Annotated in this window: 21 protein-coding genes; 14 read left to right on the top strand and 7 right to left on the bottom strand. The window is 51.8% G+C overall.

The window, feature by feature from the left end; all coding sequences use genetic code 11:
• Positions 1-12: 12 nt before the first annotated feature.
• The 6 genes from yidC to F608_RS0114955 all read right to left on the bottom strand — a co-directional run bounded on the left by yidC (position 13) and on the right by F608_RS0114955 (position 6,709).
• Positions 13-1,698: a membrane protein insertase YidC gene (gene yidC, locus F608_RS0114940; protein WP_022666457.1), complete on the bottom strand. Its 1,686-nt coding sequence runs from the start codon at positions 1,696-1,698 to the stop codon at positions 13-15.
• Positions 1,699-1,775: 77 nt separating this feature from the next.
• Complete coding sequence (gene yidD / locus F608_RS35740; protein ID WP_425248199.1) at positions 1,776-1,997, bottom strand: membrane protein insertion efficiency factor YidD; 222 nt, start codon at positions 1,995-1,997, stop codon at positions 1,776-1,778.
• 5 nt (positions 1,998-2,002) lie between these two features.
• Positions 2,003-2,350, bottom strand: coding sequence for a ribonuclease P protein component (gene rnpA, locus F608_RS0114945; protein ID WP_022666458.1), 348 nt, complete (start codon positions 2,348-2,350; stop codon positions 2,003-2,005).
• A gap of 12 nt (positions 2,351-2,362) precedes the next feature.
• On the bottom strand, positions 2,363-2,497 hold the full coding sequence (gene rpmH / locus F608_RS35745; protein ID WP_022666459.1) for a 50S ribosomal protein L34: 135 nt from the start codon (positions 2,495-2,497) through the stop codon (positions 2,363-2,365).
• A 143-nt stretch (positions 2,498-2,640) separates the two neighbouring features.
• A complete protein-coding gene (locus tag F608_RS0114950; protein WP_022666460.1) occupies positions 2,641-4,179 on the bottom strand; it encodes an Rne/Rng family ribonuclease in 1,539 nt (512 codons plus the stop codon).
• Between the two features lie 10 nt (positions 4,180-4,189).
• Positions 4,190-6,709 (bottom strand): TIGR03960 family B12-binding radical SAM protein, encoded by a 2,520-nt coding sequence (locus tag F608_RS0114955; RefSeq protein WP_022666461.1) that lies wholly within the window; start codon positions 6,707-6,709, stop codon positions 4,190-4,192.
• A gap of 87 nt (positions 6,710-6,796) precedes the next feature.
• On the opposite strand from F608_RS0114955, the gene asnS reads away from it, so the two are divergent.
• From asnS to F608_RS0114975, 4 genes are read left to right on the top strand one after another with little or no spacing between them, the layout of a single operon-like run.
• Positions 6,797-8,176, top strand: a complete 1,380-nt coding sequence (gene asnS, locus F608_RS0114960; RefSeq protein WP_022666462.1) for an asparagine--tRNA ligase — start codon at positions 6,797-6,799, stop codon at positions 8,174-8,176.
• A 10-nt stretch (positions 8,177-8,186) separates the two neighbouring features.
• The gene (locus F608_RS0114965) at positions 8,187-8,390 is read left to right on the top strand and encodes a hypothetical protein (protein ID WP_022666463.1); all 204 of its coding nucleotides are present in this window, start codon (positions 8,187-8,189) and stop codon (positions 8,388-8,390) included.
• A gap of 16 nt (positions 8,391-8,406) precedes the next feature.
• Positions 8,407-9,255 (top strand): class I SAM-dependent methyltransferase, encoded by an 849-nt coding sequence (locus F608_RS32105; protein WP_022666464.1) that lies wholly within the window; start codon positions 8,407-8,409, stop codon positions 9,253-9,255.
• Between the two features lie 23 nt (positions 9,256-9,278).
• Positions 9,279-10,859: an imidazole glycerol phosphate synthase HisHF gene (locus F608_RS0114975; RefSeq protein WP_022666465.1), complete on the top strand. Its 1,581-nt coding sequence runs from the start codon at positions 9,279-9,281 to the stop codon at positions 10,857-10,859.
• Here F608_RS0114975 and F608_RS0114980 read toward each other — a convergent pair whose 3' ends face one another.
• On the bottom strand, positions 10,860-11,966 hold the full coding sequence (locus F608_RS0114980; protein ID WP_022666466.1) for a chemotaxis-specific protein-glutamate methyltransferase CheB: 1,107 nt from the start codon (positions 11,964-11,966) through the stop codon (positions 10,860-10,862).
• A 426-nt stretch (positions 11,967-12,392) separates the two neighbouring features.
• Between F608_RS0114980 and F608_RS32110 the strand changes: the two genes are divergently transcribed.
• From F608_RS32110 to F608_RS34920, 10 genes are all read left to right on the top strand, one after another.
• Positions 12,393-13,409: a sigma-54 interaction domain-containing protein gene (locus F608_RS32110; protein ID WP_161626865.1), complete on the top strand. Its 1,017-nt coding sequence runs from the start codon at positions 12,393-12,395 to the stop codon at positions 13,407-13,409.
• Between the two features lie 295 nt (positions 13,410-13,704).
• Positions 13,705-14,073 carry a response regulator gene (locus F608_RS0114995; RefSeq protein WP_022666469.1) on the top strand — a complete coding sequence of 123 codons (369 nt, stop codon included), beginning with the start codon at positions 13,705-13,707 and terminating at the stop codon, positions 14,071-14,073.
• Between the two features lie 47 nt (positions 14,074-14,120).
• Positions 14,121-14,645, top strand: a complete 525-nt coding sequence (locus F608_RS0115000; RefSeq protein WP_022666470.1) for a chemotaxis protein CheW — start codon at positions 14,121-14,123, stop codon at positions 14,643-14,645.
• 36 nt (positions 14,646-14,681) lie between these two features.
• Entirely contained in the window at positions 14,682-17,093 is a 2,412-nt protein-coding gene (locus F608_RS34915; RefSeq protein ID WP_022666471.1) for a methyl-accepting chemotaxis protein, read from the top strand.
• A gap of 90 nt (positions 17,094-17,183) precedes the next feature.
• Positions 17,184-19,667 carry a chemotaxis protein CheA gene (locus tag F608_RS0115010; protein WP_022666472.1) on the top strand — a complete coding sequence of 828 codons (2,484 nt, stop codon included), beginning with the start codon at positions 17,184-17,186 and terminating at the stop codon, positions 19,665-19,667.
• A 45-nt stretch (positions 19,668-19,712) separates the two neighbouring features.
• A complete protein-coding gene (locus tag F608_RS0115015) occupies positions 19,713-20,192 on the top strand; it encodes a chemotaxis protein CheD (RefSeq protein ID WP_022666473.1) in 480 nt (159 codons plus the stop codon).
• Complete coding sequence (locus tag F608_RS0115020; protein ID WP_022666474.1) at positions 20,189-21,037, top strand: HDOD domain-containing protein; 849 nt, start codon at positions 20,189-20,191, stop codon at positions 21,035-21,037. Before F608_RS0115015 ends, F608_RS0115020 begins: the two co-directional genes overlap by 4 nt.
• Before the next feature lie 26 nt (positions 21,038-21,063).
• Positions 21,064-21,489 carry a response regulator gene (locus F608_RS0115025; protein WP_022666475.1) on the top strand — a complete coding sequence of 142 codons (426 nt, stop codon included), beginning with the start codon at positions 21,064-21,066 and terminating at the stop codon, positions 21,487-21,489.
• The gene (locus tag F608_RS0115030) at positions 21,446-21,895 is read left to right on the top strand and encodes a chemotaxis protein CheX (protein WP_027362791.1); all 450 of its coding nucleotides are present in this window, start codon (positions 21,446-21,448) and stop codon (positions 21,893-21,895) included. The genes F608_RS0115025 and F608_RS0115030 overlap by 44 nt, the downstream gene beginning before the upstream one ends.
• 37 nt (positions 21,896-21,932) lie before the next feature.
• Complete coding sequence (locus tag F608_RS34920; RefSeq protein WP_022666477.1) at positions 21,933-23,801, top strand: PAS domain-containing hybrid sensor histidine kinase/response regulator; 1,869 nt, start codon at positions 21,933-21,935, stop codon at positions 23,799-23,801.
• Positions 23,802-23,808 lie beyond the last annotated feature (7 nt).

Below are 23,808 nucleotides of genomic sequence, written 5' to 3' on the forward strand. Positions count from 1 at the left end.
ACTTACCTCCTGCTATTTGGAAAATTTCTTCTGGGTATAAAACTGCTGGCCCATGGAAATGATATTATTCACAAACATGTACAAGACCAGGCCGGCTGGAAAATTGATGAACAATACGGTCATCATGATGGGCATGAGCATCATCATCTTCGCCTGCATGGGATCCCCTGCCGTGGGGGTCATCTTCTGCTGGAGCAGGAAGGAGGCGCCCATGAGCAGGGTGAGAACCGGTATGCCGGAGGGCTCCTGCATCATGGGAATGGAGAAATCAAAGTGGAAAAGCCGGTCCGGGCCGGAAAGGTCGTTGATCCAGCCCACAAAAGGGGCGTGCCGCAGTTCAATGGCCTGGTAAAGCATACGGTAAAGGGCAAAGAAAATGGGCATCTGCACCAGAAGGGGCAGACATCCCGAGGCCGGGTTGACCTTGTAGGTCTTGTAAAGCCCCATGATCTCCTGGTTCATCCGCTGTTTGTCGCCTTTGTACTTCTCCCGGATCTCCATCATCAGGGGCTGGACCTTTTTCATCTCATTCATGGATTTATAACTTTTGGTGCCCAGGGGCCAGAAGATCAGTTTGATGAGAATGGTCAAAAGGATGATGGCCACCCCGTAATTGGGAATCACATCGTGTATGGCGTTCATGGTGATGAGAAGGGGTTTGGCAATGATATCGAACCAGCCGAAGTTAATGGCTTTTTTCAGCATATTGTCATACTGGCTCAGCACCTTGTAGCTTTTGGGCCCCATATAGAGCTCATAGGTATATTTGCCCTGTTTCCCGGGATCCAGCCGGTCGAGCTTCTGGATAAAGTCATTGGAAACGATATCATTGGCATAGGAGAGGCGGATCCTCCCTTCTACGGGCTGGGCGGGCATGACACAGGTCAGAAAATACCTGTGGCTGAATCCGCTCCATGCAATTTTACCCGGATAGGTATTTTTTTCATCCAGGTCATCTGTGTCAATGGTGACGAATTTGTTGTCGATATATGCAAGGGGGCCTTCAAAGGCAAACCTGGCCCTTTTTTTGATTTCCTCGGTCAGATATCCCGGGGTGGAAAAGACAAGGGCATCGTTCAGGGGCATGTTTGAACCGTTCTGGATCAGGATGTCACAGTCGATGAGATAGGAATCTGCCCGGAAGGTGAAAATTTTCCGGACGGAAATTCCCTGGTCATTGGTCCAGGAGAAGGTCAGCTTTCTTTCTCCCTGATTCAGGTCAAGGGAGTTGGTTTCCGTGTCCGCGGAATAGACGGCATTGCCCAAGCCCTGGATGGTTCCCCCTTCTACGTCAAAGGTCATGATGCCCTTGACCAGCTGTTCCGGGATCAGCTGTTTCAAGGGGGAGCCTTTCTGGATGCTCTCCTTGTAGTTCCTGAGTTCAAGACTTTTTACGGATGCCAGATGTTCGGACAGAACAATCTCATACAGGGGGGTTGACAGGGAGATGGTCCTGAAGTCCCGGGCAGCCGCGCCGGCAGACGGTTGGGCCTGGGCCGGCAAAGCCTGTGTCGTATTATAATCTGAAACGTTTGAACTATTTGAACTGATGGATTGGGGCTGTTCCTGTTTGGGTTGTTCCTGAACATCCTGGGGAAGATTATTGACTTCCGGGGGCGTCACAAAAAAGAACTGATAGCCCACCAGGACAATGATGGAAAGCACCACTGCCAGCAATAATCGTTTCTGCTCGTCCATTTTCTCTCCTAAACGGTTAAAGTAAAGGTTTACGAGGAAAACAGTCCTGCGTTAGAATTGAAACGGTACAGAGCGGATTATGGGACCGGGTCATAGCCGCCTGAATGGAAAGGATGACAGCGCAATATCCTTTTTGCGGCGAGGGCGCTGCCTTTGAAACAGCCGTGTCTCTGCACAGCTTCAAAGGCATAGGCCGAACAACTTGGATAAAACCTGCAGTTTCGACCTGTCAGCGGTGATATAAAAAATTGATAAAATTTAATCAATATCAACAATAGCTTTTTAACCATGAGGTGCATATCTTTTATGCCGATGCTATTTTTGTAAAAAGTTTATCAAGCTTCTCAATAATCTGGCTGTGCGTCAGCCGGGTCAGACCCTTCCTGCCAATGATATTTATGTCCCTGATCCCCTGGAAAGAACCCTTTCTGTGTCTGAAATACTCTCTGATAATCCGTTTAATTCTGTTACGCTCTACTGCGTTCCCAACTTTTTTAGATACTGTAATTCCAATTCGATTGTTTTTTTCTGCCCCTTTAAGGACAGCGGCGATGAAATAGTCGGTGTGTATCTTTTTCCCATGTTTCGAAAGCGTTAAAAATTGGCCTCGCTTTAAAAGCCTCGATGTTTTGGGGTAAGAAAAATCACTCAATAAATTACCCTATCAAAGAGCCAGTCTTTTTCTTCCCTTTGCCCTTCTGGCGTTGATGACCCGTCTTCCTCCCGGAGTGGACATTCTTTTGAGAAATCCGTGTTTTCTTGTCCTTTTACGGTTGCTTGGCTGAAATGTACGTTTCATAAATCTACAGTCCTTAAAATTTACTTGATCCTAGGGTTAATCATTCTTGTGCTTATAAACCACAATAAACGCAAGACTTTAATATTTTTACCCTAAAAAGTCAACCGTAACATTGGATAAAAACAGGGAAGAATGAAGTGCCCCTATTCCACCAGGGATTCAAAGATGTGGTACTCTTCGATGTGATAGTGGGGTTCGGGATAAATGGCTATGGGTTTTGAAAAACGGGCTTCCAAAGAAGATATCAGATGTTTTTCCGGGCCGTGGAGGAGCTGGGCTATCTCGGGATGGACCTTTACCGTGAACCGGTTGCCCATGATGTCTCCGGCTTCGGAGATCAGGTCCCTGTGAATTTTATGGCAGATGGATTTTCCGGATAAAAGATGGCCGTTGCCGTTGCAGTAGAAACAGGGTTCGCAAAGGGTCCGGGTCAGGTTCCTCCGGATCCGTTTCCGGGTCATCTGCACCAGGCCCAATTCGGTCAGGGGCAGGATATTGGTCTGGCTCTTGTCTTTTTTCATGGCCTCGTTGAGTCTGGACATGACCTTTTCCTTGTGGGAGTCTTTTTTCATGTCGATGAAATCGATGATGATGATGCCGCCGATGTTCCGAAGCCGGATCTGGTAGGCGATCTCCTTCACCGCCTCCAAATTGGTTTTCAGGATGGTCTCATCAAAATTATGCTTGCCCACGTAACGGCCCGTATTGACGTCAATGGCCACCAGGGCCTCTGTCTGTTCGATCACGATGTACCCGCCGGACCTGAGCCAGACCTTCTTTTTCAGGGCCCGGGCCACGTCCGCCTCGATATTGTAAGCGTCAAAGATGGATTCCCTTCCCTGGTATAGTTCAACGTTCAGATGGACGTCGGGCATGAATTTTTTCAGAAATTCTCGGACATTTTCATATTCGGTCCGGGAGTCAATGATCAGTTTATCGGCCTTGTCGTCCAGAAGATCCCTGACCGCCCTGAAGGTAACGGTCAGATCCTTGTAAACCAGGCAGGTGGCTGAAAGGGACTTGGACCGGGAGAGAATATCTTCCCAGGTTTTGTTGAGAAAATCGATCTCCTTTTTGATGGTGTTCTCATCAATGCCGTTGGCCTGGGTCCTGAAGATATACCCGCAGCTGTTTTTGCGAAGCCCCAGGAGCAGGTCCTTGAGCCGGGTTCGTTCACCTTCATCCTGGATGCGCTTGGAGATGCCGATGTGGTCCACCGTGGGCATAAGGACCATGTACCGTCCGGCCAGGGAGATATGGGTGGTAACCCTGGGGCCTTTGCTGCCGATGGCGGATTTGGCCACCTGGACCAGGATCTCCTGGCCTTCGGTCAAAAGGTCTTCAATGCCCGTGTCGGGTTTCCAGGCAGGCTTGTTCATCTCCTCTTCGCCGTTACTCGCCTCGCCTTCATCATCCCGGTCCTGTTCAAATTTCTGGAACATCTTGTGGCTTGCCGTATCCAGGACATCATCCACGTAGATAAAGGCGGCCTGGTCGAAACCGATGTCCACAAAGGCGGCCTGCATGCCCGGGAGAACCCGCTGAACCCTTCCCTTGTAGATGTTGCCTGCAATGCTGGTCTCATCTTCCCTTTCGATGAAAACCTCAACAATGGTGCTGTTTTCAAGCAGGGCCACCCGGGTCTCGTGGGGGGCGGAATTCACAACAAGCTCTTTTAGCATGGCATCTTCCTTAGGTAGCGGACCTTTGTCCGGCCAGTTTTTTTATCCGGGCGGTCCGGACCAGGGTGTCGTCCAGATGAAATCCCTTTGACAGAATTGCTGCGGGCCGGACCGTTCTTTCATCCTGGGGCAACAGCTTCATTTTAAGACATTTTTCATCGATAAAAGAGATGAACGCCGTTGATTTTCTCAGGTCTGTCCGTCTGATTTTACCTTTTTTACTGATATCTTCAACCATAAATTCGCTTAAAGCCATGAACCGGTCAACCATGGATCTGTCCAGGCAGGGAGTTGAAAAACAGATCTCATAGACAGATCCGGCCGGGTCCTTGCCCCCGGATTTTGAATGATGGCGGCAGGAATTAACGGAGAGACCACCGGGCAGGACCCGGTTCAGGCTCTCGACGACCTGATCGGGCCTGAGTCCCTTTTCCAGGAATACAGACATGGCCTCTTCTTCGCTTTCCATACCCAGGGGCAGGGCGGTTTCAAAGGACATTCGCATGGACGGGTTAAACCCTTTGGAGTATTTTATTTTGAAACCGGTCCGTTTCAGGGCCCGCTGAAAGATGGTGGCCAGCTCCAGATGGCCGAAAAACCGCGCATCTCCCAGTTTGGAGAACCGGATTTCATATTTCATGAAATCCTCATCCGGCAGGACCCGGCGATCGTATAGTTCCGGGCCGGGTGCCGGTTCTGACCGGACGTCATGGAGAACCGGCCGGATCCTTTTAAAGTCACAGATACCGCATCCTGTGCATTCCTCATCCCTACAGTCCGGGGTCAGGGCCCTTTGCTCTGCCTTTTCAAGTTCTTTTTTCAGAAACCCGGCTGTAACCCCTGAGTCGATGTGGTCCCAGGGAAGGGGTTCGTCTGCTCCCCGGTCCCGGGTGGTGTAAAAGGCCGGGTCAATGCCGGTTTCTTCAAAGGCTTGGCGCCAGAGATCAAAATTGAATTTATCGCTCCATCCGTCCAGGCGGCAGCCCTTGGCATGGGCAGATACCAGAAGGCTTGAGAGCCTGCGGTCCCCCCGGGCCCAGACTCCTTCCAGCAGACTCATCTGGGGGTCCTGCCATTTTAAATTGATTTTCGGATGGCGCAGGTTGGCTTTTAAATAGGCCAGCTTTTCCAGGGTCTGGTCCAGGCTCATCTGGGAATGGCGCTGGAACGGGGTGTGGGCCTTGGGAATAAAACAGGTGGCGCTGACGTTGATGCTTTTCTTTCCCTTGGCATGGGCCGATGCCAAATCCCTGGACAGGCGGCAGATGCCGTCGATGTCTTCCATGGTTTCAAAGGGCAGGCCGGTCATGAAGTAGAGCTTTATGTTTTTCCATCCCAGTTCAAAGGCATTTTCCACGGTTGCCCGGATGCTCTCTTCTGTGAGGTTCTTGTTGATGATATCCCTCAGCCTCTGGGTTCCGGCTTCCGGGGCAATGGTAAACCCGGTTTTCCTCACCGTGCGGATGATGTTCATGAGTTCCGGGGTAAGCTTTTCCGCCCGGATGGAGGGCAGGGAAATGGAATTGCACTGGCCCTGGCTCATGGCCAGCAGTTCCTGCATGAGCAGGGAGAGATTGGAGTAGTCCCCGGTGCTCAGGGAGAGCAGGGAGATGTCAGAATACCCGGTGGACTTGAGGGAGGTCCGGGCAATATCCAGGATGTCCTCCAGGGACCTTTCCCGCACCGGCCGGTAGATCATGCCGGCCTGGCAGAACCGGCATCCCCTGGAGCATCCCCGGGCAATTTCTAGCCTGAGCCGGTCATGGATCGGTTTGCCAAAGGGCACAATGGGGTCCACGGGGAAATTGTCCACGGTCAGATCGGGCAGAAAGGCCCTTTTGACCCGGGTGTAGTCTTCATATAGCGGGGTCAGGGTCTGAAACCCGTGTTCATCCCGGGAGGGCTCAAAAAAAGCAGGCACATAGACCCCGGCGATTCCCGCCAGGATCCGCAATAGGTCTTTTTTGGATCCCCTGCCCTGTTTTTTGAATTCAATGACCCTGTTGGATATTTCCAGGATCGCCTCTTCCCCGTCCCCGATGACAAAGAGATCAAAAAAGTCTGCCAGGGGCTCCGGGTTGAAGGCGCAGGGGCCGCCCCCGATGATCAGGGGAAAGGTCTCGTCCCTTTCCCGGGCAAAAAAGGGGATGCCGGACAGGTCCAGCAGGGTCAGGATATTGGTAAAGTTCAGCTCGTACAGAAGACTGATGCCGATGAGATCAAAGGAGGAAAGTTCCCGCCTCGATTCCATGGAGAGGCAGGGGATTTGCCTTTCCGCCATGAGGGCCTCCATGTCCGGAGCCGGGGCAAAGAAACGTTCAGCTGCGATATTTTCCTGATGGTTCAGTATGGAGTACAGGATCTGGAGCCCAAAGTGGGAGGTCCCGATTTCGTATAGGTCGGGAAAAACCAGGCCAAAGGTTAAATCCACATGGCCGGGATCTTTTTTGACGGCGTTGGTTTCATTGCCGGCGTAGCGCGTGGGCATCTGGACCCGGGAAAGGATGTCTTGATAATTTTGTTCATGCATGGTACTGAATCTGCTATTAATATTGTTCATAGAAAGTTTTAGATCAACCCAAATTTTTTAATATATTATTTTTTGCGGAATTAGGCAATGGAAAGAACAAAAATCAACATCCTGGAAGGGATGGATCACTCTTTGGGCCGGGTGCTTGTCAAGGGATGGGTGAGGACCCGGCGGGACGCCGGAAAGTTTTCTTTTATGGAAATCAATGACGGATCAAGCCTCAAAAATATCCAGGTGATTGCCAATGAGGACCTTGGTAACTATCCGGATATCCAGAAGATTACCACGGGAACCTCCCTGGCCGTGGAAGGGGAGATGGTGGCCTCTCCGGGCAAGGGCCAGAAGTGGGAAATCCAGGCCGACCATGTGGATATCATCGATATTGCCCCGGACACCTATCCTTTACAGAAGAAAAGGCATTCAGACGAGTTTTTAAGAACCATCGCCCATCTGAGGCCCAGGACCAATAAATACGGGGCCGCCTTCAGGATCCGTTCGGAGATGTGCTATGCCATCCATAAATTTTACAGGGACAAGGGGTTCAGATACCTGACCTCCCCCCTGATCACCGGGTCTGACTGCGAAGGGGCCGGGGAGTTGTTCCGGGTCACCAGTCTTGACCCGGCCGAGGTGGCCAAGCAGGGAAAAATGGATTTTGCCCGGGACTTTTTCGGCCAGGAATCCAATCTCACGGTGTCCGGCCAGCTGTCGGCCGAGATGTTTGCCCTGGCCCTGGGGGATGTCTATACCTTTGGCCCCACCTTCAGGGCGGAAAATTCCAACACCAGCCGCCATGCGGCGGAATTCTGGATGCTGGAGCCTGAAATGGCCTTCTGCGATTTACAGGGAAATATGGACCATGGGGAAGAGCTGGTAAAGACCCTGGTGGCCCATGCCATGGACAATTGCGAAGAGGACCTGGCCCTGTTCAGCAAGTTTGTGGACAAGGGGCTGCCCAAACTCATGGACACCATTATCCATCAGGAATTTCAAAGACTGACCTATGCCGAGGCCATTGACATTCTGGAGAAGTCAAAGAAGAAGTTTGAATTCAAGGTGGAATACGGGGTGGATCTCCAGTCCGAACATGAGCGTTTCCTGGCAGAAGAACATTTTCAAAAGCCGGTATTTCTCATCGACTACCCAAGGGAAATCAAACCCTTTTACATGCGCATGAACGATGACGGCAAGACCGTCGCCGCCATGGACCTGCTGGTCCCCAGGATCGGGGAACTCATCGGCGGGTCCCAGAGGGAGGAGCGGTTGGATCGGCTGGAAACCCGGATGGAAGAGATGAATCTTCCCAGGGACCCCTATTGGTGGTATCTGGATTCCCGGCGGTACGGAAGCGTACCCCATTCCGGGTTCGGCATGGGCTTTGAACGGTTTTTAATGATGATCACCGGAATCAGCAATATCAGGGATGTCATTCCCTTTCCCCGGACCCCGGGAAGTATTGACTTTTAAGGAGAAAATCATGCCAACACTTGAAGAGAGATCCAGTGAAAGTCCGGAACAATTAAGCCTGAGACTCGAAGGAAAGACCAAGGAGCTGGGAATCACCTATACCTTTTCCCAGTACCTGGAGCAGATGGAACGCTATCTTTTGGAGCTGGAAAAGCGGGTGTCGGTCCTGGAAATCGAAAACCAGGAATTGAGAAAAGGGGCGGCCAGGTCCTGAAAGATTCACCGGCATAATGACGGGGCGCTACTATTTTTTCCAGGGTCCTGTCCAAAAAATTCTGGATGCCATGGACAGGGGACAGAGTACCGTGGCGGTTTCCCTGGACCTGAACCGGTCTGTCCGGAGTTTTGAAATTCAGGCCGGACGACTGGTCCTGGAGAAAGGACTGACCGTGGAAAAAGACCGGCTTGAGGCGATAGCGCCGGTGGAGAACAAGGTTTTTCTTTTACGGGATAAGGAACTTTCCCCTTTGGAAGTCCGAAGCGAGGGCTATTACAAGCTGGTTCCCACCCGGACAGCCCCCACATTGGAGATCAACGGGATCAAGATGCACCGGTCCAAGGATATCGATCCCCTGGAAGATGCCCGGCTCAAGGCCGGGAAAATTGCAAGGTCCGGAGATGTGGTCCTGGATACCTGCGGAGGACTGGGATATTCGGCCCTGGCTGTTCTCAGGGCCGGGGCCCGGAAAGTGGTCTCCACCGAGAAAAGCCCTGAAGTGGTCCGGATCAGATCCCTGAATCCCTGGCTCACCCACAGCCGGTATAAAGAGGGTATCCATCTGATAAATGCGGATATTTTCCAATATATCAGGGGATTGGAAAAGGAAAGCTTTGACGCCGTCCTCCATGATCCGCCCAGATTCACCTCTGCAACGGGAAACCTTTACGGAAAAGAATTTTACGGACATCTGTTCCGGGTGATGAGACCCAATGGCCGGCTGTTCCACTATACGGGCAGTCCCAGCAGAATAAAGCATGGGGACCGGTTTATGAAAAATGCTATCAAACGGCTGGAAACGGCCGGGTTCGGCAGATTGGAATTTCATGTCCGGCTCCAGGGAATCCTGGGGCTTAAATAATTGAAAATTGAGAGTTGAGAAGAATGATTACTTTATTGGATTACGGGGCCGGCAACGTCAGAAGTGTGATGAATGCCGTGAAAAAACTGGGGGCAGACCTGAAACTGGTGACCCGCCCCGAAGATATTCTGGACGCTGAAAAATTGATTTTCCCAGGTGTGGGCAATTATGTGACCATGATTCAGATCCTTCACCAAAAGGGGTATATCGAGCCCCTGCGGGAGTACCTTGGGGCGGACCGGCCCTTTTTCGGCATCTGCCTGGGCATGCAGGCCCTTTTCGAGGGAAGCGAGGAAGATGCTTCCGGTCTTGAAAGTCTGGGATTTTTCAAAGGGAAGGTCAACCGTTTTGACACCGGCCTGGCCGTACCCCACATCGGATGGAACGGGGTGAACATCAAACAGGATTCCCCGGTTCTTCAAGGGGTGGGGCCGGATACCAAGTTTTATTTTGTCCATTCCTATCATATTGTCCCCCAGGACCCCGAGGTCATCCTGACCACCACCACCTATGACTACGAGTTTGCCAGTGCCGTCCAGAAAGGAAATGTCATGGGCACCCAGTTTCATCCGGAAAAAAGCGGAGAAGCCGGTATGAAGCTTCTGGATGCCTTTATCCATACCCGGAATCTGCATTCACAGGGGCCGGCAGACATCCGGGGCAAAGGATTGTCCAAGAGAATCATCGCCTGCCTTGATGTCCGGTCCAACGACCGGGGCGACCTGGTGGTGACCAAGGGAGACCAGTACGATGTCCGGGAAAAGGGAGATGTCCGGAACCTGGGCAAGCCCGTGGAACTGGCCGGGCGGTATTACCGGGAAGGGGCCGATGAGATCACCTTTCTTAACATCACCGGGTTCAGGGATTTTCCCCTCAAGGATATGCCCATGATCCGGGTCCTGGAACAGACCAGTGAACATGTTTTTGTGCCCCTGACCATCGGCGGCGGCATACGGGACTATACGGACAGCAAGGGGAAAACCTATACTGCCCTGGATGTGGCGTCTCAATACTTCAGGTCCGGAGCCGACAAGATCTCCATTGGAAGCGATGCGGTCCATATTGCCATGGAGTATATCAGAACCGGGAAGAAAACAGGTAAAACCTCCATTGAAGAGATCTCCAGGGTCTACGGCAACCAGGCCGTGGTGATCTCCATAGACCCCAAACGGGTCTGGGTCAAATCCCCTGGGGATGCACCCGGCCATCATGTGGTCAAGACCGATATCCCCGGACCGGACAAGGAGGGATTTTGCTGGTTTCAGTGCACGGTCCAGGGCGGGCGCAGGGCCATGGACCTGGACGCCGTTTCTCTGGCTGCGGCCTGCGAGGAACTGGGGGCCGGCGAGATCCTGCTCAACTGCATTGACCGGGACGGGACCAACTCGGGATTTGACCTTGAACTGGTCAATGCGGTCCGTGGTCATGTGACCATCCCGGTGATCGCCTCTTCCGGGGCCGGGTGTGAAGAACATTTTTCACAGGTGTTCAAAAAGACTTCGGCAGAAGCGGCCCTGGCCGCAGGGATCTTTCACAGACAGGAAGTCCCCATCCGGGCCGTAAAAAATCACCTTGCCGAAAACAAGATCGAGGTGAGACTCTGATTATCTTCTGCCGCAGATATGGTCAAGGGCAGAGCCTGCAATAAGATCGATGTTCAGGGAGAGGTCTACGGCCCCGGCCTTGACCGCCTCCTTGGGCATCCCGTAAACCACACAGGACTCTTCATCCTGGGCAATGTTGAATGCCCCTGCTTTTTTCATGGCCAGCATGCCCATGGCCCCGTCGGCTCCCATCCCCGTGAGGATGATTCCCAGGGCGTTGGCTCCGGCATACTTTGCCACGGAGGTGAACAACACATCCACGGCAGGCCTCTGGTGGTGGACCATGGGACCGCCTTTGACCCGCACAAAATATCTGGATCCGTTTCGTTTCAGCAGCATGTGAAAATCCCCGGGTGCAATCAATGCGATACCGTTGATAAGGGTATCCCCGTCCCGGGCTTCTCTGACATTGATCCGGCTTAAGTCATCAAGCCTCTGGGCAAAACTTCTGGTGAACTGCGCCGGCATGTGCTGGACAACGAGAACTCCGGGGGAATTTTCAGGCAGCCGGGTTAAAATCCTTCTGACGGCCTCGGTTCCCCCGGTGGAGGATCCGATGGCGATGAGCTTGTTTCTGGTTTCTGCCAGGGCCTTTGAAAGGCGGGGTTTGAGTGGGGCGGGTGATTTTTTCGCAATGACCACGGCTCCGGCAACCGCCTTGATTTTTTTGACCAGGTCATCTCCCATATCCCCTGCTGAATAGGCACTCCCCGGCTTCTGTGCCACCTCAAGGGCGCCGGCGGCAAAAGCCTCCATGGCCATTTTGCCCCCCCTGGCCGTCAGGGAGGAGACAACGATGACGGGCAGGGGATTGTACTGCATGATTTTCTTTAAAAAGGTAATCCCGTCCATCCGGGGCATTTCAATGTCCAGGGTGATCACATCCGGTTTCAGCCTGACGATCTTTTCCCTGGCCACATAGGGGTCCGGAGCGGTTCCCACCACCCGGATGCCCTGTCTGCCTTCCAATTCCTCTGACAGGACTCTCCGGACAATGGCGGAGTCATCTACGATTAACACCTTGATCTCTCTCAACTGGGGAACCCTTTCATCATGGAGATGCCTTTGGAATAAACTGTCTGTCAGGTTCTTTCCGGACCGGTTCAAGGTACATGATCCCCATTGGTAAAGTCAAGAATCTGTTCTCAAAATAAGATTCCGATTCATGCCGGGAGGAGCAAAGATTTTGCGCTCATTCTCGAAAATCATCCATGATTTTCTCCGAGGAGGGATCCCTTCTCCAGCGGCGTCCTGCCGCCCGAAGGAATCCAATCCGCGAAAACCTCCGCTCCTCACTGAGTCCGGGCTCAGTCCAAATCTAAAGTAAAAAATAAAGGAACCTATTTTTGAGAACCGCCATAAACATGGGAATCCGGGCGCCGGGTCAGGGATAAACAGAATTTTTTTTGCATATTCACTGTTTTTAAGATAATCTGGGAGTGAATGTAATCATCGGGAAAATAGCAAACAAAAAATATCATCTCCCAGAACCGGGACCGCATCATGGCGGATGCTGATCAATGTAAGGGTTCCATGAAGATTCAAACAGAAGACAGAGACCGGCAATCGGCGGGCTTGGCCTCTCCTCTTCCTAGCCGGTACGGGCTGGGCGAAATTGTTGGGCAGAGCCATAAAATGCGGGAGCTGTACGATCTTATCCTGGAGGTGGCACCCTCCGAGGCCGGTGTCCTGATCACAGGAGAATCCGGAACGGGAAAGGAACTGGCAGCCCGTGCCGTTCACAGGCTGGGGCCCAGGAAGTCAAACCCTTTTCTTCCCGTGAACTGCGGGGGCATTCCCGGAAATCTCGTGGAGAGCGAATTTTTCGGCTATAAAAAAGGGGCCTTCTCAGGCGCCCATATTGACAAGTCAGGATTTCTGGAGATCGCAGACAAGGGGACCCTTTTTCTGGACGAGATCGGGGAGATCAATGTAAGTATGCAGGTCAAACTGCTGCGGGCCCTGGACGGGGACGGGTATACCCCCCTGGGAAGCAACCTTGTCCTCAAACCGGAGATACGCATCATATCCGCCACAAACAGGGATCTCAGGGACCTGGTGCAAAAGGGAGGGATGCGGCCGGATTTCTTTTACAGGATCAATGTGGTTCCCCTATATCTTCCCCCTTTGCGGGAAAGAAGAGAAGATATCCCTTTGCTGATCCGTCATTTTCTGGAAAAATTTGATCCCGATCAGACCCTGCCCCGGATTCCCGGACCTGTCATGGCCCGGCTTGAGCAGCATGACTGGCCGGGAAACATCCGGGAACTCCAGAATATCATTCACCGGTACGCTGCATTGAAACGCCTTGATGTCTTTGACCTGTTTTTTGAGAACAGGGGAGTTGGGAAAGACTCAACTCCGGATGAACCCGGTCCGGAAGATCTTGGATTAAACCTGTCCCAGGCCATGGCACAGTTTGAAAAGCGCATTCTCTTGCATCACCTGGAAAAGAACAGGTGGAACCAGACCCGGGTTGCTTCTTTCCTTGGCATCAACCGGAAGACCCTGCATTCCAAAATCAAGAAGTATCGACTGGAAAAAGTCTGAAATCCATCTCTACATGGGGCATTATTGCCCTAATTTAAAATTTCTATTATAAATTCAAGTAGTTATATTTTTTTTACAGCAAAATGTCTAAAAAAAGCCCCAATTTGGAAAGGGTGCCCTCGGATAGGTTTTTTATTATTAATTTATAAAATCAAGGAGTTATGCGCGACAGACTCCAATGGCACAGAGATTGCTCTTCTTTTATACCGGTCTAGGTTGTGCTTTAGATTGGCAGCCAACAGATGGAACGACAATCCGGTGGCTTAAAAAGATTTCAGCATTGGTAAGGGTAAATATGAAAATTCTGATTATTGAAGATACCGAGCAGGTTTCGAGGCTGTTAAAAATAAAAATTGAGAAGTGGGGGCATGAGGCCAGGATTGCGGCAACCGGAAAGGAGGCATTGGACATCGTTAAACAAGAGATGTTTGACCTTGTTTTACTGGATATCTTTCTGCCGGATGCCATTGCCTATGATTTGATTCCCAAATTGAAACTGGGCTGGTCCGGAATGGAGATCATCACCATGACCGGCCACAGTTCAAGGGATGTGGAGGAAAAGGTGCGAAGCCAGGGGATTCTGTATTACATGGTAAAGCCCATTGACCTTGGCGAGCTGGAAAGCATTATCGTCCACATGAGCAAAAAGGTTTCGTCAAGATAAAGTCAAACCGGCGAAAAGACAAAATCATCAAAAAAAGGAGGGTTCTGATGGCAGACGCTGCAGGAACCCTGGATCAGACCATCCGGGACATTACCATAAAAACAGGGAAATATCTTACATTCTCCCTGGCCGGGGAGAGCTATGGAATCGGCATCCTCAAAGTCAAGGAAATCATCGGGATGATGCCCATCACCCCAGTCCCCAGAACACCGGAATTTATGAAAGGAGTGATCAATCTCAGGGGAAAGGTTATTCCTGTCATTGATCTGAGGCTCAAGTTCTCCATGCCGCCCATGGAATACTCCGAACGGACCTGCATTATCGTGGTTGAAATCGATTCCGAAACAGACACGGTGCTGACCGGAATCGTGGTGGATGCCGTATCCGAAGTTATGAATATAGGGGAACAGGACATTGAAGACCCGCCGACCTTTGGAACCCGTATGGACACAAACTATATCACGGGCATGGGCAAAACCGAGGATGACGTAAAGATCCTGCTCAATATCGACCGGGTCCTGAGCAGCACTGAAATATCCAGGTTAGAAGCCGCGTCCAGGCCGAGTGACTAAAAAACAAACAAAAGGGGATAAACAAAAGGAGAAAAAATGAATTGGAATACTCTGACCATAGGAAAAAAAATAATCACGGGCTTCGGGGTTGTGATTCTGCTTCTGATGATATTGGGAGGGCTGAGTTTTACCGGTGTCGGCGGTATTGTTGACAATGCCGAAGAAGTCATTGACGGCAACAAACTGGACGGCAACCTGGCCCAGAAGGAAGTGGATCATCTGAACTGGGTCAATAAGGTAAATGGACTGCTGACGGATAAAAATATTGTGAAACTGGATGTGGAGACGGATGACCATAAATGCGGTTTCGGGAAATGGCTCTACGGTGAAGGACGCGAGCAGGCGGAAACCCTGGTCCCTTCCCTGGCGCCCCTTTTCAAGGAAATTGAAAAACCCCATAAACAGCTTCATGATTCTGCCGTCGCCATAGGAAAGGTCTTTAATCAGGCAGATGAAGGCCTGCCGACTCTATTGACGGAACGGGAACTGGATCATCTGAATTGGGCAGCCAAAATCCGGGATGCCTTTGTCCAGAAACATGATACCCTCGGCGTCGCAACGGACCCGTCCCAGTGCGCCCTGGGCAAATGGCTCAAATCCAAGGCGGCCAGGCAGGTATATGAAAACGGGGATACGGATTTTAAAAATGCCTGGGATGATATGGTGGCGGGTCATGCAGAACTTCACAAATCCGCTGTCGGCATTGAAACCCACTTGGCCTTTGAAAAACTGGCCGGGCTGGAGAAGACAAGAAGGGAAATGGACATTGAATTCAAACATCTGAGCAAAATCCTATTGGATGAACTGGAAAAGGGAATGGTCAATGTCATTGATCCGGCAAAGGAAAAAGCCAGCCGATCCGGGAATACGGCAGCGATGGACCGGTGGAGCAACATCGACATGGTCATGAATGAGCAGATTGTCCAATCCCTCTTAAATGCCCGCCTGGCCATACATGAATTTGAAGCCGAAAGGACGGAGGAGAAATGGGCCGCCTATCAGGATGAGGCAGATAAATTCCAGGCAGGAATCGATTCCTGGCAGAGGCTGTGCCGGGGGGAGCCGGTTCTGGAAAAGATCGCAAACCGCCTCCAGGAACTCAAGGAAAAATGGTCGGCCAAAGCTGAAATCTATCATGGGTCAATAATGGAGGACAAAGAGGCGGAAGCATCGGTTCAGAAAGCCCTGGAAATATACAACAGCCAGACCCTGCCCCTGCTGAACAAGACCGTGGGCAGGCTTCAGGAGTTGAAAAAAGAAGCGGAACATGAGCTTCACGGAATGCGGGAGGCCGGCCGGATTTATGCCGGCCAGACGGTTCCTGCGCTGGAAAAAGTCCAGCAGCTTCTGGGGGATATCCGGAAAGAGGCCAAAAAGCATATCATGACCGATGAAATCATGCTGAGTGCGGCCACCGGAACAAAAAGAAACGTGATCGTCACGGCCGTGGTCGCGATCATCGCCGGGATCTTTCTGGCGCTCATCATTGCCCGGGGCATTATCAGTGTCCTGACCCGGATCACCGACGGTCTGGGCGAAGGCGCCAATCAGGTGGCCTCTGCCTCCACCCAGGTCTCTTCATCCAGCCAGTCCATGGCTGAAGGCTCTTCCCAGCAGGCCGCATCCATAGAGGAAACCTCGTCTTCCATGGAAGAAATGGCCTCCATGACAAAGAAGAATGCCGAGAATGCCATCCATGCAGACAGTCTGATGAAGGAATCCAAAAAGGTTGTGGCCGGCGCCAATCAATCCATGGTTCAGTTGACCCGGTCCATGGAAGATATCTCAAAGGCCAGTGAGGAGACATCCAAAATCATTAAGACCATTGATGAAATCGCCTTTCAAACCAATCTCCTGGCCTTGAATGCAGCAGTGGAGGCGGCCCGGGCCGGAGAGGCCGGCGCCGGTTTTGCCGTGGTGGCCGATGAGGTCAGGAATCTTGCCATGAGGGCGGCCAACGCAGCCAAGGATACGGCTGAACTCATTGAGGGCACGGTAAAAAAGGTGAATGACGGCTCGGAGATTGTGGCCACCACCAACGAGGAATTCGGCCAGGTGGCCCAGAGTTCGGAAAAAGTGGCCCAGCTGGTGGCTGAAATTTCAGAAGCCTCCAGGGAACAGTCAGACGGGATTGATCAGGTGAACAAGGCCATTGCGGAAATGGATACCGTGGTTCAGCAGAATGCGGCCAATGCCGAAGAATCGGCCTCTGCCGCAGAAGAGATGAATGCCCAGGCCGAGCAGCTCCGGGATTATGTCAGTGAGCTGGTCTTGATGGTGACCGGAAAAAAGGAGGCCCTTTCCCTGGAAAAGCCCAGAAAATCCATTGCATCCCTCCCCCAATCCAGGGGAAAAATTGGCAAAAAGATGCTGGCCCGGGGTTCGGGCGAGGTCAGTCCGGATCAGGTGATTCCCTTTGATGAGGATGAGGATTTCAAGAATTTTTAAAAGAACCCATTATCGTCAGTCCAGGGGTGCAAGCCCCTGGGTTGACGATGAACCCAGAGACTCCAATGCTGCATTAACAAGGATAAAATCATGGCTTCTGAATCCATTGCCCATTTGATTGATAAACTTTCCTGTGACCTGGTTCTGGCCGATCCTGAGGAGCCGAAAACATTGTCCGGCCTGCTTCCGCAGCTCAAAAGAATTCATTCCGAGTATGCAAAACAGGACAAGGCCTCTGAGGCCAGGACAATTGTAAAGATAAGAAATCGAATTACCGCCCTTTTAAATGATCCCGGGGATCTTGAACGGGAAATGGAGGCCATAGAAAGGCTGGTCTCTGAGTTGTCCCGGCCCGGGGATCAAACCACTTCCCAGGGAGCAGAACCGGCAGGCAGCCCTTACGGACAATTGGAAGACTGCCTGGATCATATGACACTCCATATGGGCTCCCTGGGGCCGGACCTTCCCCAGGCCACCGGTGAGATCCTGAAAGATCTGGAACAGGTTATCCGGCTTTCAAAGGAGATTGACCCGCCCACGTTTCATCAGGTGGCCATTGCCTGTAAAACCTATGCAGGAAATATGGGGCCGGAGGATATGGTCCATACCCGTCCCCTGGAAGACGGGCTAATCCTTCTCAAATCCCTGCTGACCCATCTGAAACAAAAAGAGCCCTTTGCCTTTGACTATGCCGATGTTCTTGAACTGCTGAACCAGAGGTTTGACCAGGAACCACGGGAGGACGAACCCGGACCCGAGGAATCAAAGAGAGAAACGGATTCCTCCGGGGACCGGAGCGGGGAATCTCCGGAGAGGATATCCGAGGAGGATATGGAAGTCCTCATGGATTTTGTATCCGAGGCAGAGGAGAGCCTCTCCAGTATTGAAGTGAGTCTGGTGGAGCTTGAGCAGGATCCCACAAGCAAGGATATCATCAACGATATTTTCCGGCCCTTTCATACCATCAAGGGGGTGTCCGGGTTTTTATCCCTGAACAAGATCAACCGTCTGGCCCATGCCACAGAAAATCTGCTGGACAGTGCCCGCAGCGGAGAGTTCATCATCAACCGGGCGGCCATCGATGCCATCCTTGAGTCCGTGGATACCTTAAAATTATTGATAGACCGGGTGAACCAGGGGATCCAGTCCGGTTTTATGGAACCGGACCATGATATCTCGGTTGAGGGTCCCAGGGAACGCCTGCAGCAGCTTCAAACCTCCCTGGCAGGGGAAAGGAAGCCCATCGGTGAAATTCTTTTGGAGCAAAAGAAACTGGACCGGGACAGTCTGGACAGGGCCCTTGAAAAGCAGAAAACCTGTCCGGATAAAAAAATCGGTGAGATCCTGGTGGAGGACAAGAGTCTGCCTCCGGAAGAGGTGGCTTCGGCCCTGCTCCGGCAGAACCAGGCCGTTAAAAGGGTCGATGCCCAGGTAAAGGTGGATACCCGGAAACTGGATGACCTGGTGGACTATGCCGGCGAACTGGTCATTGCCCAGTCCATGCTCCGCCAGCAGACATCGGGAGATCCGGATCTGGGCCAGAACGTTGCCCAGCTCGGGCTCATCGTTAGTAAAATGCAGAATATCGCCATGTCCATGCGCATGATCCCCATCAAGGCCACGTTCATGAAGATGATCCGCCTGGTCAGGGACCTTTCCAGGAAATCGGGAAAAGAGGTGAACCTGGTCATGTCCGGGGAAGAGACGGAAATCGACCGGAATGTGGTGGATGCCCTGTACGAACCCATGGTTCACATGATTCGAAACTCGGTTGATCACGGCATAGAACCCCAAACCGGGCGTCTGGATCAGGGAAAACCTTCCCAGGGCAACATCTGGTTACGGGCCTTTCACAAGGGGGGAAGCATTGTCATCGAGATTGAGGATGACGGCAAGGGACTGGACCGCGGCAGGATCCTTGAAAAGGCGAAGTCCACGGGGCTTGTCCAGGGAGGCGAGCAGATGACCGATACCCAGGTTTACGATTTGATCATGGAACCGGGTTTTTCCACGGCCAAGGAGATCACCGATGTCTCCGGCCGGGGCGTGGGCATGGACGTGGTCAAGGATGGAATTGAAAAGTTCAGGGGGCATTTGACCATTGAATCGGAAAAAGGCAGAGGGACAAAGTTCACCATCAGCCTGCCCCTGACTCTGGCCATCATCGACGGCATGCTGGTCAGGGTGGAGGACAAAAAATACGTGATTCCCACCACAGCCGTTCAAAAGGCATTCAAACCCGGAGCCGACGAATATTTTACCGTGGAGGGAAAAGGGGAGATGGTGAAGAACCAGGGCCGCCTGATTCCCCTGATCCGGCTGAACGGGATCTTCAACAACTGCCACGGGGGCGGATCCGTCCGGGACGGCCTTGTGGTGGTGGTGGAATCAAAGGATGAAAACAGGGCCATCCTCATTGATGAACTGCTGGGAAAAGATGAATACGTGATCAAAAGCCTTGGCACAGGTCTGGGGGATGTAAAGGGAATCGCAGGGGGGGCGGTGCTTGCCGACGGCAGGGTCGGTCTGATTCTGGATATCCACGGTATCTTCTCCATTGCGGAAAACGGATAGGCCAAGGCCAGGTGCAGGGAAGAATTTTATAAAAAGGTGCATTCAATGAGACAGATCGTCGGTGTTGCAGATATGAAGGTCAGCAATAACACGGCTGAGTCGGTAATTACCTATTCCCTGGGCTCCTGCATCGGCCTGGTGATATATGACCCGGCGGTCCGGGTGGGTGGAATCCTTCATTATATGCTGCCTGAATCTTCCATTGACAGAGAAAAGGCGGCCAGAAAACCCTATATGTTTGCCGATACCGGCATCCCCAGGCTGTTTAAAACCGCCTATGCCCTGGGAGCCAAAAAACCCCGCATGAAGATCTATGTGGCCGGAGGGGCAGAAATCCTGGATCAGAAAGGATTTTTTAATATCGGCAAGAGAAATTACATGGCCTTAAAGAAAATTTTTTTTAAGAACAAGGTGATGATCAGCCAGCAGAACGTGGGCGGGAACGTTAACCGGACAGTAAGGATTGAGATTGCCACCGGAGACATCTTTGTGAAGACCTCCGGATCAAAGGAGGTAAGGATATGACCACCCTCCAGCAGCTTATCAAGGAAATCAAGCACCTGAAACCCATACCGGCCGTGGCCAATCAGCTTCTGGCCATTGTGGATGATCCGGATCATTCCATGGAAGATATCGCCAATGTCATCCAATATGATCCCATGATCACGGCCAGTATCTTGAAAACCTGCAACTCTGCTTTTTTCGGGCTTAAGCATCCGGCCGAATCCATCCGGGATGCCGTCAGTCTCCTGGGAACGGATCAGATCATCGAACTGGCCTTGATTAAATCCGGAGCCCGGGTTCTTGGGACAAGCCAGGAAGGGTACGGACTGGCCAAGGGAGATATGTGGACCTACTCGGTGTCCTCGGCTGTGATCGCCAAGCAGATTGCCTCAAGACTTTCCCTGGAAAATAAGGCCACCATCTTCACCTCTGCCCTGATCAAGGACATTGGAAAAATTATTCTGGAAAAGCACGTGTCCCATTCAGATAGACAGATCAGGGACCTGGTGGAAACCGGGGAGTATAGTTTCAGGGAAGCGGAGAAAAAGGTTCTGGGAATTGACCATGCAGAGATCGGGGCCATGATTGCGAAAATGTGGAAATTCAGTCCGAGAATGGTAAAAATTATCCGCCACCACCATCTGGCAGACGAATCCCTGATCCAGGACAGAGAAATTGCAGCCGTCTACCTGGCCGACTGCATCTGCATGATGACCGGCCGCGGTGTGGGGGCCGACGGACTCTCCTACCGGTTCAAGAGCCGGGTTATGGAGGAATTGGGAATAACGTCTGATGATGTTTCCATGATCATTGCGGATTTCGGCATGAACATGGAGAAGATCGAAGCCTTGCTGCAGATGGCGTAACAGGATCCAAACCAAAGGAAAGGACAATGGCATATTCAATACTGATCGTGGATGATTCGCTGCCCATGCGGCTGGTCATCAAAAGGACCCTGAAGGCGGCCGGTTACGGCAGGTCAGAACTGCTTGAGGCTGCCAACGGCCGGGAGGCGGTTGAGTTGATGAAGAATAACTGGGTGGATATGGTTCTTACAGACTACAATATGCCGGTCATGAACGGCCTGGATTTTATGAAAGCCATAAAAAAAGATGATCTGTTCAAAGATATTCCCGTGGTTGTCGTTTCCACCGAAGGAAACGAGTCTAGAATCAGGGAATTCATGGACTGGGGAGCTGCGGGCTATATTGCCAAACCCTTTACCCCGGAAGCGATCAGGGATTTAATCGTCAATATACTTGGAGAGACAGACTATGAAGAAGATTTTAACGAAGGCGATGGAGAATTCGATTTCTGAGGTAATGGAAACCATGTTCTTTCTTCCCGTGGAATTCGGGAAGGCATCTTCCCTGGAAGCGGCAGGCCTTGGAGACGAACTCATGGTCGCAAGCTTAAGATTCGTAGGAGAGATAACCGGTTCCGTGAGTTTATTTGCCCCCAGGGAACTGGTCAGTGAAATGGGGGCAAATTTCATGGGAGAGCCCCGGGAGAATCTCACGGAAAACCATCTGTCCGGCACGTTGACGGAGATGCTCAACATGGTTTGCGGCAATGCATTGAGCAAGGTTAAAACCAAAGAACCATTTGAACTTGGCATTCCTGAAATCCTGGCCCATCCGGATATTCCAGGAACCGAACCGCTGAATATCGTTGAAACCCTGTCGGGCAGGATGGGATTCTATCTGGTTCTGGATGGATCCTGAAAAGGGTCTGGGGCTTGAAAATAAAAAGGATTAAATCGTGGATGAAAAAATAAAAGAACTGGAAAGTATTCTCAGGATCGCACCCACAGGGATCGGACTTGTTCGGGACAGAGTCCTTTACCGGGTTAGCGAACGTTTCTGTGAGATCACCGGGTATTCAAAGGAGGAGCTGATCGGGAAAAGCTCCAGAATACTCTATCCCACGGAAGAGGACTTTCAATACGTGGGAAGGGAAAAATACCGGCAGATCAAAGAAAAAGGCACGGGAACCGTGGAAACCCGGTTTCAACGCAAAGACGGGAAAATCATTGATGTCCTCATGAGTTCGACGCCTCTGGACACGGAGGATTTAAAGGCAGGGGTCACCTTCACAGCACTCGATATCACCTCCGGTAAACAGGCAAAAAAGGATCTGGAAAAAAGTGAGAAGCGGTATCGTTCCTTTATCAACTCCATGGATGATGCCGCCTATATCTGTTCTCCGGACTACAGGATCGAATTCATGAATCCGGCCATGACCTCCATTGCGGGAGAAGATGGACTTGGTGAGTACTGCTACCGGGCCATATACGGATTTGATAAGATCTGTCCCTGGTGTGAACATGAACAGGTCATGACGGGAAAGACCGCTAAAAATGAAGTCCGGAATCCCAAGAATGATCTGATTTATCATACCTCCTCCACCCCGGTCGCCCATGGAGAGGATTCCGTTTCCGTGCTGTCGGTTTTCAGGGATATTACGGAATTGAAAAAAATGGAGAACCGGATTCAGCAGTCCCAGAAAATGGAATCCATCGGGACCCTGGCCGCCGGGATTGCCCATGATTTCAATAATATTCTTTTCCCGATTATCGGCTACGCAGAAATGCTTCAGGAGGATGTCAGGGAAAACAAAATGGCCCTGGAAAACCTGGAACAGATCCGGACCGCTGCCCTCAGGGCAAAGAGACTGATCCAGCAGATTCTGACATTCTCCCGCCAGGAGCAGAGAGAGGCCAAGCTGATGAAGGTCCAGCCGGTCGTAAAAGAAACCTTGAAGTTTGTCCGGTCCGGTATTCCTTCCACCATTCAGATCAAGGCGGATATCCGGCCGGACTGCGGAGTAATCAAGGCCGATCCCACCCAGATTCATCAAATCGTATTGAACCTGGCTACCAACGCATTCCATGCCATGGAAGAGTCGGGCGGTGAACTGAGCGTGATCCTGAAGCAGGTTGAAATCGATCCCCGGGACAGGCCGGCTTCAGGCCTTTCCCCGGGGAGCTACGCATGCCTTATTGTTAAGGATACCGGGATCGGTATGGACAGGGATGTGATAAAGAGTATCTTTGATCCGTTTTTCACCACCAAAGGCCAGGGCAAGGGAACCGGGATGGGACTCTCCGTGGTCCATGGGATTGTAAAGGGAGGGGGCGGGGAGATAGGTGTTTACAGTGAACCGGGCAAGGGAAGTGAATTCAGGGTCTTTTTTCCCATAGCCAAGGCATTTTCAGACACAGCCCAAAAGGCCGCCGGTGACAGGCCGGTCCAGGGAGGAAGCGAACATATCCTTCTTGTGGATGACGAACAGCCCATCATCTCCATGGAAAAGCAGATGCTTACACGTCTGGGCTATGAGGTCACCTCCCGGGCCAGCAGCATTGAGGCCCTGGAACTTTTCCGGTCCAACCCCGGACAATTTGATCTGGTGATCACGGACCTGGCCATGCCCAATTTGTCCGGGGATAAGCTGTCGGAGGCGTTGAGCAGGATCCGTCCGGATATCCCCATCCTTTTGTGCACGGGCTTCAGCGAGACCATGTCCCGGGAAACGGCGGAAAGGATGGGGATCCGGGGTTGTTTAAACAAACCGATCCTCACGGCAGACCTGGCCCATAAAATCCGGGAGGTGCTGGATATCCAATGAGGGCATG

The organism is Desulfospira joergensenii DSM 10085 (assembly GCF_000420085.1).
In the GTDB taxonomy this organism is placed as follows: Bacteria; Desulfobacterota; Desulfobacteria; order Desulfobacterales; family Desulfobacteraceae; genus Desulfospira; species Desulfospira joergensenii.

Bases quoted from the DNA above. Each gene is read 5' to 3' on its own strand.
- yidD (WP_425248199.1), bottom strand. From the start codon at position 1,997: ATGCACCTCATGGTTAAAAAGCTATTGTTGATATTGATTAAATTTTAT.
- F608_RS0115000 (WP_022666470.1), top strand. From the start codon at position 14,121: ATGGCAGACGCTGCAGGAACCCTGGATCAGACCATCCGGGACATTACC.
- F608_RS0114955 (WP_022666461.1), bottom strand. From the start codon at position 6,709: ATGCATGAACAAAATTATCAAGACATCCTTTCCCGGGTCCAGATGCCC.
- F608_RS0114965 (WP_022666463.1), top strand. From the start codon at position 8,187: ATGCCAACACTTGAAGAGAGATCCAGTGAAAGTCCGGAACAATTAAGC.
- F608_RS0114995 (WP_022666469.1), top strand. From the start codon at position 13,705: ATGAAAATTCTGATTATTGAAGATACCGAGCAGGTTTCGAGGCTGTTA.
- F608_RS32110 (WP_161626865.1), top strand. From the start codon at position 12,393: ATGAAGATTCAAACAGAAGACAGAGACCGGCAATCGGCGGGCTTGGCC.
- F608_RS0114950 (WP_022666460.1), bottom strand. From the start codon at position 4,179: ATGCTAAAAGAGCTTGTTGTGAATTCCGCCCCCCACGAGACCCGGGTG.
- F608_RS0115015 (WP_022666473.1), top strand. From the start codon at position 19,713: ATGAGACAGATCGTCGGTGTTGCAGATATGAAGGTCAGCAATAACACG.
- F608_RS34915 (WP_022666471.1), top strand. From the start codon at position 14,682: ATGAATTGGAATACTCTGACCATAGGAAAAAAAATAATCACGGGCTTC.
- F608_RS0115030 (WP_027362791.1), top strand. From the start codon at position 21,446: ATGAAGAAGATTTTAACGAAGGCGATGGAGAATTCGATTTCTGAGGTA.
- F608_RS0115010 (WP_022666472.1), top strand. From the start codon at position 17,184: ATGGCTTCTGAATCCATTGCCCATTTGATTGATAAACTTTCCTGTGAC.
- F608_RS0115020 (WP_022666474.1), top strand. From the start codon at position 20,189: ATGACCACCCTCCAGCAGCTTATCAAGGAAATCAAGCACCTGAAACCC.
- F608_RS0114975 (WP_022666465.1), top strand. From the start codon at position 9,279: ATGATTACTTTATTGGATTACGGGGCCGGCAACGTCAGAAGTGTGATG.
- rpmH (WP_022666459.1), bottom strand. From the start codon at position 2,497: ATGAAACGTACATTTCAGCCAAGCAACCGTAAAAGGACAAGAAAACAC.
- yidC (WP_022666457.1), bottom strand. From the start codon at position 1,698: ATGGACGAGCAGAAACGATTATTGCTGGCAGTGGTGCTTTCCATCATT.
- F608_RS32105 (WP_022666464.1), top strand. From the start codon at position 8,407: ATGACGGGGCGCTACTATTTTTTCCAGGGTCCTGTCCAAAAAATTCTG.
- asnS (WP_022666462.1), top strand. From the start codon at position 6,797: ATGGAAAGAACAAAAATCAACATCCTGGAAGGGATGGATCACTCTTTG.
- F608_RS0115025 (WP_022666475.1), top strand. From the start codon at position 21,064: ATGGCATATTCAATACTGATCGTGGATGATTCGCTGCCCATGCGGCTG.